General features: G+C 45.3%; 12 protein-coding genes and 1 riboswitch. Of the genes, 5 read left to right on the forward strand and 7 right to left on the reverse strand.

Features of this window, described 5'->3' with window-relative positions; all coding sequences use genetic code 11:
* Positions 1-13 precede the first annotated feature (13 nt).
* The 4 genes from ACFSKO_RS20485 to ACFSKO_RS20500 all read right to left on the reverse strand — a co-directional run bounded on the left by ACFSKO_RS20485 (position 14) and on the right by ACFSKO_RS20500 (position 4330).
* Positions 14-913, reverse strand: coding sequence for an ABC transporter permease subunit (locus ACFSKO_RS20485; RefSeq protein WP_380255198.1), 900 nt, complete (start codon positions 911-913; stop codon positions 14-16).
* Entirely contained in the window at positions 913-1833 is a 921-nt protein-coding gene (oppB, locus tag ACFSKO_RS20490) for an oligopeptide ABC transporter permease OppB (RefSeq protein WP_380255200.1), read from the reverse strand. The genes ACFSKO_RS20485 and oppB overlap by 1 nt, the downstream gene beginning before the upstream one ends.
* A gap of 79 nt (positions 1834-1912) precedes the next feature.
* Entirely contained in the window at positions 1913-3547 is a 1635-nt protein-coding gene (locus tag ACFSKO_RS20495; RefSeq protein WP_380255202.1) for a peptide ABC transporter substrate-binding protein, read from the reverse strand.
* A 435-nt stretch (positions 3548-3982) separates the two neighbouring features.
* Positions 3983-4330, reverse strand: coding sequence for a RidA family protein (locus ACFSKO_RS20500; RefSeq protein WP_380255204.1), 348 nt, complete (start codon positions 4328-4330; stop codon positions 3983-3985).
* A gap of 158 nt (positions 4331-4488) precedes the next feature.
* Positions 4489-4605, forward strand: a riboswitch (TPP riboswitch).
* An 80-nt stretch (positions 4606-4685) separates the two neighbouring features.
* On the opposite strand from ACFSKO_RS20500, the gene thiD reads away from it, so the two are divergent.
* From thiD to ACFSKO_RS20520, 4 genes are read left to right on the forward strand one after another with little or no spacing between them, the layout of a single operon-like run.
* The gene (gene thiD, locus ACFSKO_RS20505; protein WP_380255206.1) at positions 4686-5498 is read left to right on the forward strand and encodes a bifunctional hydroxymethylpyrimidine kinase/phosphomethylpyrimidine kinase; all 813 of its coding nucleotides are present in this window, start codon (positions 4686-4688) and stop codon (positions 5496-5498) included.
* Positions 5499-5503: 5 nt separating this feature from the next.
* Positions 5504-6283 carry an ABC transporter ATP-binding protein gene (locus ACFSKO_RS20510; protein ID WP_380255208.1) on the forward strand — a complete coding sequence of 260 codons (780 nt, stop codon included), beginning with the start codon at positions 5504-5506 and terminating at the stop codon, positions 6281-6283.
* The gene (locus ACFSKO_RS20515) at positions 6280-7035 is read left to right on the forward strand and encodes an ABC transporter permease (RefSeq protein WP_380255210.1); all 756 of its coding nucleotides are present in this window, start codon (positions 6280-6282) and stop codon (positions 7033-7035) included. The genes ACFSKO_RS20510 and ACFSKO_RS20515 overlap by 4 nt, the downstream gene beginning before the upstream one ends.
* Positions 7036-7058: 23 nt before the next feature.
* On the forward strand, positions 7059-8006 hold the full coding sequence (locus tag ACFSKO_RS20520) for an ABC transporter substrate-binding protein (RefSeq protein WP_380255212.1): 948 nt from the start codon (positions 7059-7061) through the stop codon (positions 8004-8006).
* 72 nt (positions 8007-8078) lie between these two features.
* Here the strand turns inward: ACFSKO_RS20520 and ACFSKO_RS20525 are convergent, their stop codons facing one another.
* The 3 genes from ACFSKO_RS20525 to fdhD form a co-directional block, all read right to left on the reverse strand.
* Positions 8079-9395, reverse strand: a complete 1317-nt coding sequence (locus ACFSKO_RS20525) for an MFS transporter (RefSeq protein ID WP_380255214.1) — start codon at positions 9393-9395, stop codon at positions 8079-8081.
* A 258-nt stretch (positions 9396-9653) separates the two neighbouring features.
* The gene (gene mobA, locus ACFSKO_RS20530) at positions 9654-10313 is read right to left on the reverse strand and encodes a molybdenum cofactor guanylyltransferase MobA (RefSeq protein ID WP_380255216.1); all 660 of its coding nucleotides are present in this window, start codon (positions 10311-10313) and stop codon (positions 9654-9656) included.
* A complete protein-coding gene (fdhD, locus tag ACFSKO_RS20535) occupies positions 10306-11280 on the reverse strand; it encodes a formate dehydrogenase accessory sulfurtransferase FdhD (RefSeq protein WP_380255218.1) in 975 nt (324 codons plus the stop codon). Before fdhD ends, mobA begins: the two co-directional genes overlap by 8 nt.
* A gap of 327 nt (positions 11281-11607) precedes the next feature.
* Between fdhD and ACFSKO_RS20540 the strand changes: the two genes are divergently transcribed.
* Positions 11608-12582: an ABC transporter substrate-binding protein gene (locus tag ACFSKO_RS20540; protein WP_380255221.1), complete on the forward strand. Its 975-nt coding sequence runs from the start codon at positions 11608-11610 to the stop codon at positions 12580-12582.
* The last annotated feature ends 130 nt before the right edge of the window (positions 12583-12712 follow it).

Consider the following 12712-nt stretch of genomic DNA (forward strand, 5'->3'; position numbering starts at 1 on the left):
TTCAAGACCTCCCTTAGCGATCGCGAGGATCAAGCGCATCGCGCAGACCGTCGCCAATAAAGTTGAAACAAAACAAGATAATAGCCAGTGCCGTTGCTGGGAATAAAAGCGTCCAAGGCGCAGATTCCATTTGCTGTGCCCCTTCCGAAATCAACACGCCAAGACTGGTCATCGGTTCTTGCACGCCAAGCCCCAAGAACGAGAGGAAACTTTCAATCAAGATCACCTGTGGAATCGTTAAGGTTACATAGACAATCACGGGACCAAGAGCATTAGGTATGATGTGACGTCTAATGATGTTAAAACCATTTACCCCAGCCGCACGGGCAGCTTCAACATACTCTCTGTTTTTAATGGATAACGCCTGACCACGAACAATACGGGCCATCGTCAGCCATTCAACAGCCCCAAGAGCCGCAAAAATCAAAAATATATTGCGCCCAAAGATCACCATTAAAAGGATCACAAAGAACATAAAAGGCATGGAATACATGATATCCACAAACCGCATCATGATATGATCAGTTTTACCGCCAACGTATCCGGAAATTGCGCCGTAAGTAACACCAATAATCAAGGAAACCCCTGTGGCAACCAAACCGACAAGCATTGAAACCCGAATGCCGTACAGCGTTCTTACAAACAGATCTCGTCCGTTGGTATCGGTTCCAAAATAAAAACCAGCTTCGGCATCAGGTGCTGCTTGGATATAATCCCAATAAACTTCATCGAAAGGATGAGGGTGAATCATAGGTCCAATCAAGGCGATAACAACAACCACTAGCAACAAGACACAACTGACCACAGAAGCCTTATTCGTCAACAAGCGTCGAAAAGCATCTTGCCAAAGGCTTCTTCCTTGAATTTCTTCTTCAACAGCCATCGCGGCTTTTGCATTCATATCAATAGCCATTAGCTCATCCTCACTTTCGGATCCAAGAAACCGTAAACGATATCAACGATCAGGTTGAAGGAGATGATCAGAGTTCCATAGAAAATTACCACGCCCATAACAAGGGTGTAGTCGCGGTTCAATGCCCCTTGGACAAAGTACCGCCCAATACCTGGAATACCAAAAATCTGTTCAATAACAACAGATCCGGTAATCACGGCGGCAGATGCGGGACCTAAATAAGATACGACAGGAAGCATGGCTGCCTTCATGGCATGACGGGTGAGCATCGTTCGTTCAGGAAGACCTTTTGCGCGCGCTGTACGGACAAAATTGGATCGCAAAACTTCGATCATGGACCCGCGAGTCAGCCGAGCAATATAAGCAATTTGTGGTAATGCCAAGGCAATTACGGGAAGCAGGGCCTGTGCAGGACCATCACCCCAACCTCCCACCGGGAGAACGTGTAAATAAACACCAAAAACCAGTGTAAGCAGTGGCGCCATGACGAAATTCGGAATTGTAATCCCTGTCATTGCTGTTGCCATAACAGCATAGTCGATAAAAGAATTTTGTTTTAACGCAGCAATAGCGCCCAGCGACATACCAATAGTGATCGCCAGAAAAATCGCCGTTAAACCTAGCGTAAGAGATACAGGAAAGCCTGCACCGATCAGCTCTGTTACAGAATAATCTCTATATTGGAATGAGGGACCAAAATCACCTTGGACTGCATTCCCCAGATAATACAGATATTGTTCCCATAAGGGAGAGTCCAAGTGATATACAGCATTTAAATTTGCAGCGACTTCAGGTGGAACAGAGCGCTCTTTATCAAAAGGCCCGCCAGGAGCTGCACGGATCAAAAAGAAAGCCAGAGTTACAATAATCAGCAACGTCGGAATAGCCCCGGCCAGACGCTTTAAAATAAACGACAACATATAACATATCCTAATTAAAAGTTCGGCGCGCCGCCTCTTTGACGACGCGCCGATACATTATTCGGAAACCGGGAGTTCCCTATTTCTCAACAGTGATATACTGAGAACGGATATGATCCATTACGTTGCTTTTCCAGCCTTTAACATAAGGCTTAACCATACGTTTTGTAACGTAGTGGTAGATCGGTGCAACCGCGTTTGCTTCGAGGAAAATCCCCTCAGCTTTCATAAGCAATTCTTTACGCTTGGTTGCATCTTGTTCAACACCTGCTTGTTTAAGAAGGCTGTCAAATTCTGGATCGTTAAAACCAGTATCATTTAAACCTGAATCAGATAACCATAGTTCCAAGAAAGTATTTGGATCATTATAATCGCCAATCCAACCAGCACGGAATGCCTGTGTAACCTGCTTCAGCTTCCGAGTTTCAAGATAAACTTTCCACTCTTCGTTTACGAGGTTAACTTTTGCACCAAGAGTTTTCTTCCACATGCTGGCAACAGCAATGGCAATCTTTTTGTGGTTATCACTCGTATTATAGCGAAGTTCAATTTCAAGAGGGTTATCTTTGGAATAACCAGCTTCTTCATAAAGCTTCATAGCTTCTGCATTACGAGCAGCTTGTTCTTTTGCTTTAAAATCAGAATATACGGGGTCATATCCAGTAACACCAGGAACAACAAACGCATAGGCAGGAACTTCACCCGCTGTAACAATATTTGTTGTCAGAATGTCACGATCAATCGCCATAGAGAAAGCCTTACGTAACTTTGGATCGTTGAACGGAGGCTTTGTCATGTTAAAGCCGTAGTAATAAGTTCCAAGGTAATTAGTGACGTGGAATTCGTCGGCCATGTTTTCCTTGATCCATTTGATTTGATCATTTGGAACTTCGTACGTCCAATCAAGCTCACCTGCGCGATAACGCTTAAGAGCAGTGGTCTGACTTTCAGTTGGATAATAAACAACTTTATCCAGCTTCACTGTGTCTTTATTCCAATAGGTATCTGACTTAACTGAAACGATACGTGATTGAGGGGTCCACTCTGAAAGTTTGAACGCACCGTTTGATACGATATTTTCTGGACGTGTCCATTTTTCGCCGTGCGCTTCTACTGTTGCTTTATGAACTGGATAGGCAACAGAGTGTGTTATCATGCCCAAGAAATAAGGCGCAGGACCTTCAAGTTGAACTTCGAGAGTTCTGTCATCAAGTGCTTTTGCACCCAACTGGGAAAGATCCTTTTCTTCGCCACCCGCAATAGCCTGCGCATTTTGTAGTGGATAGAGCAAGAATGAGTACTCAGAGCCAGTAGCAGGAGCAACGGCGCGTTGCCACGCATAAACAAAATCATGTGCTGTTACCGGGTCACCGTTACTCCAAACCGCATCAGCACGCAGTTTAAAAGTAAATTTGGTACCGTCAGGACTAATGGTCCAGCTTTCAGCTTGCCCCGGAATGAGTGAACCGTCGGTATGCTCTGCAGTAAGACCTTCAAAAATATCACGAAGAATATGAGAAGAAGGAACACCTTCTGAGATTTGCGGATCAAGACTTCCTGGCTCGGAGCCGTTTCCGCGATGAAAAACCATTTCTTTTGCTGGCTCTTCAACTTTCTTTTCTGCTACCTGTTCTTCCCCTTTTTTCATATAAAAGAAGATGCCCGCAGCGATCGCCACGACCAAAAGTAACAGCACTAGTATTTTTTTATTCATAATGCCCTCATGTTTCCAAGCAAAGAGAATGAGTCAGAAAATAAGTTCAACTTCACCACTTAATTTAAAGTATAATTTTCGATATTTATCGACTTTTCTTATATTAAGTGCGAACAAACTCACAGTCTCTTTACTTAACCCTGTTATTGTTTTTACGTTGTACACGTTAGTAGCAATAATATTCCTGCGTGTATTTACGCAGGGTGACCTTCTTTTAGCTCTCTGACAAGAGGGGGTCTGTGCTTAAGATCAACCAAGCAAGAAACGTAGGCAAATGGCCGAATTTATTTACTAATTGATCAAAACTAACGAGCATAAAGTTATTATACTTTATACAACCAAAGGAATCCAGCCTAAGTCGCTTAGGACATAAAAAAAGCTGCTCAATACCAATTATTGAGCAGCTCAGATAGGGTTACAAAACAGTAAACGTAACTATTTAGCAGCGGTGATAATAATTTCCACACTCAACTCAGCACGCGCTAATTTAGCTTCGCCACAAGCACGAGCAGGCGCGTGCCCTTCTGGAACCCACGCATTCCAAACTTCGTTCAATTCAGCGAAATACTTCATATCACTTAACCAGATGACGGCTTGAAGAATTTTAGTTTTGTCACTTCCCACAGAAGCTAGACATACATCAATTTTGTCCAAAATTTCTTTGGTCTGTACTGAAACTGTTTCTCCTGCAGTTCCAACTTGTCCAGATAAATAGATTGTATCCCCATGCTCCACAATCTTACTTGAACGCGCTGTCGTATCGTGTCGAATAATCCCAGTCATTTATTCAATTCCTTCTTTAAACACTCACATCCAAATGGATGAAACGCCCTATATGCTATCAAAGTATCAGGTAGGTCCAGATCTGAGTATGATATCCCCCAGAAAACCTAAACAACACTTTCCCTCTTGCCTATTTTCAAAAGCACAGCATAATTCAGAAAATCTCGTCGGGGTGCTCATCTTTCTTACTTAGAAAAACGAGCTGAGAAGCAATTGCTAACCCGCAGAACCTGATCCGGTTAATACCGGCGGAGGAAATTGAGATGCTTGCAGGGAGTCACAATTTGATACCCCAACCGATTTTCGGATAAAAGCAAAGCATTGAAATCCTCTGAGATGAATAATGGAGGAAATCATGCCAGTGCCTATAGCCCTGACAATTGCGGGATCAGATAGTGGTGGCGGTGCCGGTATCCAGGCAGATATCAAAGCCATGTCAGCTCTCGGTGTTTATGCCGCGTCCGTCATTACAGCTTTGACCGCGCAAAACACCTGTAAAGTACACAGCATTTACCCCGTCTCTACCCATTTCATTCAAGATCAAATCCACACCGTTTTTGAAGACCTCGATGTCAAAGCCGTTAAAATCGGGATGTTGGGGACACCTGACGTCATTTGTGCTGTTGCGAATGCTATGAATAATTATCCTGATGTGCCTATTGTACTTGATCCTGTGATGGTTGCTAAAAGTGGTGACAAGCTACTACAGGATGATGCTATCCAAAGCTTAAAAGAACATCTACTTCCCAAGGCAACCATTATTACGCCGAACCTTCCAGAGGCGGCTGAACTCACGGAAATGAAAGAACCAACATCCCTGGACGAGATGAGCGAATTACTCCAGGTTTTCAAAAAAATGCCCATCAAGTCTGTCTTGCTAAAAGGTGGTCACTTGGGCGGAGACACAAGTGATGATCTCTTCTTTGATGGCCAAGCAGATCGCTGCTTAAGTGGCCTGCGTATAAACACAAGCAACAGCCACGGTACAGGATGTACCCTCTCGGCATCAATCGCGGCTGGTCTCGCCAAAGGCCTTCCTTTGATAGAGGCCGTTACACAAGCCAAAACATACCTAAGTAACGCACTTCAACACGCAGATACTCTAGGTGTCGGGAAAGGTCATGGTCCCGTCCATCACTTCCACGCTTTTTGGCCAAAAGAGGGTTAACGCTGGTGCATAAAAAAGGGAGCAGGCCGCCAAAGAGTGAGGACATTATCGTTGAAGGTTTTTCACTCTCATTTGAAAATCGACAAGTGTTTAATGATTTCAACATCAACCTGCACTCTGGTAGTTGGAATGTCTTACTAGGAAGAAGTGGTGTCGGAAAATCCTCACTTCTTAAAGCCATTGCTGGGCTGCTGCCAACGGGATCGTTTGAAGGAACAATCAAACAAAAAAACACTGCCTCTTTAACCGATCAAATTAGCTGGATGACCCAGGACGATCTTCTTCTCCCGTGGCTTTCTATTCTCGATAATGTCCTCATACGTAACCGGCTTTGCCCTACCAAAAAAAATCCTCCTCTTATCGAGAAAAAATCCGCGATCAGCCTCCTTCAACAACTTGGACTTGGAGCATCTCTTGATCAGAAACCCAATACGCTTTCCGGCGGTATGAGGCAGCGTACAGCACTGGCCAGAACCTTACTGGAAAATCGCCCAATCGTACTTCTTGATGAACCTTTCTCTGCCTTGGACGCTATTACCCGCGCTGAAATGCAGGAACTTACTCACAAACACCTCAAAAACAAAACCGTGGTCATGATCACCCACGATCCGCTTGAAGCTCTGCGTCTGGCGCACTTTATCTTTATTTTAATCGGCCCCATTGTTTGTGAGGCAAGATCATTTTCTCCTGAAAGCTCTCCCATCCGAAACCTGAATGATCCGGCAATTATACAGCTCTATGATGTGCTCATATCTGAACTCTCTATGGGAAAGATGACCATATGATGAGTTCCGTTAGAGTGGTCATTGTGCTTTTTGGGTTGCTTATTCTATGGCATTTCATTGTCAAAATGACTTCCGTCCCGCCCTATATTCTTCCAGGCCCCCTTGTCGTCGTTGAAACACTTTGGAACCGCCTGCCTACTCTTCTCCATCACGCGAGCTATACACTAACAGAAATCTTGTTTGGCTTTACCATTGGCACGGCGCTTGGTTGCGCATCAGCGCTCACACTTGCAACAGCAAAGCCTCTTCGCGTTTGGCTCACCCCTGTGCTTGTCATCACCCAATCTCTCCCCGTCTTTGCCCTAGCTCCCATTCTTGTGCTTTGGCTCGGGTACGGTATGCCTTCCAAAGTAGCCATGACAGTCCTTATTATCTATTTTCCAATAACAGCGGCTTTTTATGATGGTTTGAGACGCACACCTAAAGACTGGCAGGCACTTGCAAAGGTTATGAATGCCAGTCCTTTGGCTTTTCTCATTCACGTCCGTATCCCCCTCGCCCTTCCCTCCCTGGCATCCGGATTACGGGTCGCTATCGCCACAGCACCAATCGGTGCAATTGTCGGGGAGTGGGTTGGTTCATCACAAGGTCTTGGCTATTTGATGCTGCACGCCAATGGCAGGATGCAAATTGACCTGATGTTTGCCGCACTCTGCTTACTCGCACTTATGGCTGTTACTCTTTATCTCACTACAGACCATCTTTTAAATCGTCTCCTTAAAAGGATGTCACTCGATGATCACAAAACTTAAAACTATTTCTTGAGGAATAAATAATGCTAAGAAAGCTGAGCTTTACACTCTCCTTGCTTGCAGGGCTTTTCAGCCTCGCGGGCGGAGCAACAGCAGCAGACAAGATGACCGTGCTACTTGACTGGTTTGTAAACCCGGATCACGCAACTCTCGTGATTGCCAAAGAAAAAGGTTTCTTTGAAGCACAGGGGTTAGACGTAGAACTCATCGCACCTTCAGACCCCAACGTCCCCCCAAAACTGGTTGCAGCTGGTCAAGCCGAACTCGCCGTTTCCTATCAGCCACAACTTCATCTCCAAGTCGCAGAAGGATTGCCTATAGCCCGTGTCGGCACTCTGGTCGCGACCCCTCTTAACTCGCTTGTCGTATTAAAGGATAGCCCAGTCAAATCTATTTCCGATCTCAAAGGTTTAAAAGTTGGTTATTCTGTTGGTGGATTTGAAGATGTAATCCTTGATGCCATGCTAGAACGTCATGGACTGAGTATTAAGGACGTCGAGCTTATCAACGTAAACTTCTCGCTCTCACCGTCTTTAATTTCAGGGCAGGTCGACGCTGTTATCGGCGCCTTCCGAAACTTCGAACTTAACCAGATGGATATCGTTGGAAAACCTGGACGTGCTTTCTACGTTGAAGAAGAAGGTGTTCCGTCTTATGACGAGCTTATTCTTATCGCAAACAAGGATAATACCGGAGACAAGAAACTTCCTCGCTTTTTGACCGGGCTGGAACAGGCAACAACGTTCTTGATCAACCATCCTGATGAAAGCTGGCAATTATTTATTAAGGCCTACCCCGATCTGGATGATGAATTGAATAAACGCGCATGGAGAGACACACTTCCTCGCTTTGCTTTACGTCCTGCAGCTCTGGATGTTGGTCGTTACAAACGTTTTGCAGAATTTTTAAAAGCAAAGAAAATGATCAAAGAAACCGGTAATGTTTCTGATTATGCCGTCACAATAAAATAACGATCACTTACTACAGACAAAACAAAAGGGTGTTGAGAGAATCTCAACACCCTTTTGTATGACAAATATAACTTATTTAAATTCAGATTTTTCTTCTTTGGCAAACAACATAAGTCCCGCGGCCAAGATCAACCAACCCATCATAGGGACAAAACCTGCCTGAAAAGCCGCAATATCATACACTCGTTGTCCACTATCGGTGGCACCGCTCCAGTTCAAATCAATTAGTACTCCCGTCAATGGCTGTAAAACCATTGGGCCAATCATAACCCCGGTATTACACCACCCCAAAGCAGTTCCCTGTAATTTTGGGGGGACGGCTTCTTTGGCCCAGGATAGTCCCACAATCATAATACAACTGCCCAATGCAGCCGCAAACAAAGCGAACGCAAGGAGTACAAACGGAAGGCCCTGAATTTGAGTGACAACAAACCACCCAGCAGCTGCAAGTAAAGCAAGCGCAATAAAAGGCAGCTTACGTTTTCCAGTCGCATCTGACCAATGCCCAAGCAATACCCCACACCCAGCCCAAACCAACAATGTAACACTGATGATCGTGGCGGCTTCTGATGTTGAAAACCCATAGGCAACCTTCAAATAAGGGACGCCCCAAAGCCCGCCAAAGGTAAGCATCGATCCAGCCGAAGCTCCACAAGCAAGAGTTAACAAAAATACCGTGCGATAGGTTATCGTTTCTTTCAAGGATGAGAGTATAGATTGCTTCGGGGCAGATGCATCATGGGTATGGCCATAACTCTTATACCCAAGGTCAGTTGGATCATCCCGGAGCCAAATCCCTGTTGCCAGCGCCAAGAGTCCTGTAATACCTGCAAAAGTCAGCATAACATTACGCCAGCCAAACAGCTCCAACATCTCTTGCAAAGGTGCCCCTGCCACCACGGCCCCAAGATTACCTGCCAAAAGGCCAAGCCCTGTAAGTAAAGCGAAGCGTTTGAGCGTAAACCAGTGTAAGGAAATCTTCATCATGGTTACAAAAGCGACAGCCACCGCCCCGCCTATCAACAATCGACCAAAGCTAATTACCCAGTAATTGGTAGCAAGTGCAAAGATCACCGTCCCAATTGCCGCAAGTAAAGCGCCCGAAGTCAGAAGCTTACGAGGACCAAATCGATCAGCCATAACCCCGACGGGCACCTGCATGGCGGTATAAGAGTAATAATAAAAACTGGCAAGAGTTCCCAATGTTGTTGCCGTTAAACCAAATTCCAACGTCAAAGGCTCTGCCATCACCCCAAAGGCGATCCTATGGAAGAAGCCAATGAGAAAAAGAAGTGCCCCCAAAACCCACATTAACCAAGCCAAACTGGCCGGTGGTTTTTCTAAAGATGTCGTGGTCGGATTATCTGACATGGCAACTGATTGGGACAAATCAGAATTCCTTAAATATAACTCTTAGAATGAATCTACCCTAAAAATCGAAATAGATATCTATATGACATCTGCATTTGAGGGTCTCTTTTTTATGAAAGCAAGAGCTGGGTTCATACCAAGGAATGAACAAGCAACCCGTAAGGCAGCTACTATCACCCCTTGGTATAAAGACTGGCAAGAGTTAATCATCAGCATTATCAGTTTTTAGGCAAAGCCTATTGTTACACAGTTGATTGCGCATAAATGCCAACACACTTAAAATTTACAGCTCGGATCTTCAACAAATAATTTTTCAACTTCATCCAGATCGAGGGGTTTGTTTGCATTGAAAAAGGGATCTATTTTCTTATCACCAATGACAACATCCTCAAAATCAACATGTGAAATACCATGCCGCGCGGTCCAACGATCAACCTTTCTGAGCTCTTCATCGACAACAGCCTGCCGCAAATCCTCCATGAGTGAAAGAGACCAAAGACCCACAACAGGATGGCTACGTCCATGCGATTGCGCACAAGCCAGATTGTGACCATCTTTATCCATCTCAGCTTTAAGGCGGACAACCAGATTGAGCGGTATAAAAGGTGCATCGCAAGGAATCGATACCATCCATTCACACTTGGGGTAATTTTTTGCGACCCACTCAAGCCCTGTAAGAACACCCGCTAGAGGCCCAGGATGACCTTCGATAACATCTGGAGCAATAGGTAAACCAGTCTGGGAAAATCTTTTAGGGTCCCCATTTGCATTGATAACAAGCGGCCCGACTTGAGGTCTTATTCTGTCCAAAATCCGATCCAGCAAACTTTGTCCAGCCAACATCTTCTGAGCTTTATCGCCGCCACCCATTCTCCGCGCAAGTCCTCCCGCAAGGATCACAGCAGCAATTTCATCGCTACGGACGACATCACTCATCATCTTTACCTTTTTGAATAATCATTTGATCAGAACTACGTGAAGATGCTCTTTGATGACGGCTATCTTCGTTTTCTAAATGGCTCTCGTCATGATCAAAAACCATCCGCTCTTGCCCGGCAAGAGCCGTAAAGCGTTTGCCCTTGGCGCGGCCGATAAGTGTCAATCCGGCTTCTTTTGCCAAATCCACACCCCAAGCCGTAAAGCCTGAGCGTGAAACAAGGACCGGAATTCCCATCTGAACGGTCTTGATCACCATCTCGGATGTCAACCGCCCCGTGGTATAGAAGATTTTGTCCTCAGGTTGAATACCTTTGAGAAACATATAGCCCGCAATCTTGTCGACAGCGTTATGACGTCCCACGTCTTCAATGTAAATCAAGGGCTTGTCCTCTTGGCACAAAACACACCCATGTATCGCCCCGGCTTCAAGGTATAAACTGGGCGCGCTATTGATCTTTTTGCTCAGGGTATAAATCCAAGAAGTATGTATGCGGGCATCTTTTGAGAGTTTGATGTCCTCAAATTTTTCCATCAGATCACCAAAGACCGTTCCCTGGGCACAGCCAGAAGTTCTGGTTTTTTTCTTTAACTTCTCTTCGTAGTTGGTTTCCCGTTCGGTCCGCACCACGACAAGATCGAGTTCTTCGTCGACATCAATAGCCGTAATAACATCATCCCGGCGTAGCATATTTTGATTGAGAAGATATCCCACCGCCAGATAATCCGGATAATCCCCAATGGTCATCATCGTCACAATTTCCTGCCCATTGAGGAAAAGTGTGAGAGGTTTTTCCACAACAACAGGTATTTCGATACTGTTGCCATCCTGATCCATGCCGACCACCCGCTCTGTCAGCTCGCTATCAGAAGGATTTGGCCTCAGGAGAAAGTCTTTCAACAATTCAGGATCTGCTTTTGAGACGCCTCGTTTTACAACTTTAGGCACATTATCTTTACTACTCATCAGGCTCTCATGACTTTTACTCGGGAATATAAGGTGATCTCACTATGTCTCGAATAAAGAGGGCGAACAAGATCTTGGCTTATTGGAAAACACGATTACCTCATTCACCCTAACAAGAGTGGCTGCCACCCTGGTAACCAATGAAGAGAAAGGCATGCCCGATATTGCCTAATTAACCCCTTGCGTTAGGCGACCTGAACGGGATTAATACCAGTCAACAAATCTGGACAGAATCCAGCCCTGCTTTCAGCCTAAAGAATATCTGGCGGAAGAACATCTGGGATTTCGCCCTGAAAAATAAGACGACTGCTAACTCGGAGGCATATAATGATTTCCAAACAATTGGGATCCAAACTTTTTGCAGCAACACTTGCTCTTGGACTAACCTTACCATTCGCAGCACAGGCTGATGATTTTGTCGTCGCCACGACTGCGATTGTAGAACATCCTGCGCTTGATGCGGTGCGTGACGGTGTACGTGACGAGCTTAAAGCTCAGGGCTTTGAAGAAGGTAAGAACCTTACTTTCCTTTATAAAAGCGCCCAAGGTAATCCTGCAACCGCTGCTCAAATTGCCCGTGAATACATAGGCGAAGGCCCGAATGTCATCGTGCCGATCGCAACGCCATCCGCTCAGGCCGTTGTTGCTGCAACCAAAGACATTCCTGTTGTCTTCTCAGCCGTAACCGACCCCGTTGCTGCGAAATTGGTATCTGGCCCTGGTGCTTCTGGTACAAATGTGACTGGCGTCAGCGATCTCTCTCCGATTGATCAGCACATCGCCTTGATCAAAGAACTGACACCAAACGCAAAAACAATCGGTGTGCCTTACAATCCAGGCGAAGCGAACTCTGTCGTTCTACTCGATCTCGTGAAGAAATACGGTGCTGAGCAGGGCTATGAAGTCATTGCCTCTCCAGCGACAAAAACGGGTGAAGTTCTAACGGCAACCCAACATCTTATCGGTAAGGCAGATGTGATCTACGTTGCAACAGACAACACCATCATTTCAGCATTCGAAGCTGTGGTAAAAGTCGGTATCGAAAATAAAATTCCGGTTTACGCAGGTGATACTGACTCCGTAAAACGTGGTGCTATGGCAGCCCTTGGCTTTGATTACTACGATGTTGGTCGTCAAACCGGTAAAGTTGTTGCTGACATCCTTAACGGTAAAAAAGCTGGCGACATCCCATTTCAGGGCGTGAGTAAAACCAACCTTTTTGTCAATCCAGCAATGGCCGAAAAAATGGGCGTAACACTTTCTGCTGATGTTATTGCCCGCGCAGCTGAGGTTGTGAAATAACCGCACGCTTTCTGGTTCATACGTTTTTACGTATTCAGAAGTGATCAAAAATGACGAAATTCGTTTTGCGAGTTTCGTCATTTTGCTTTAGGTACACATCCAAAGTACAGCACACACAAGAACAAGAGAG

Origin of the sequence: Kiloniella antarctica, assembly GCF_042682825.1 — a bacterium.
In the GTDB taxonomy this organism is placed as follows: Bacteria; Pseudomonadota; Alphaproteobacteria; order Kiloniellales; family Kiloniellaceae; genus Kiloniella; species Kiloniella antarctica.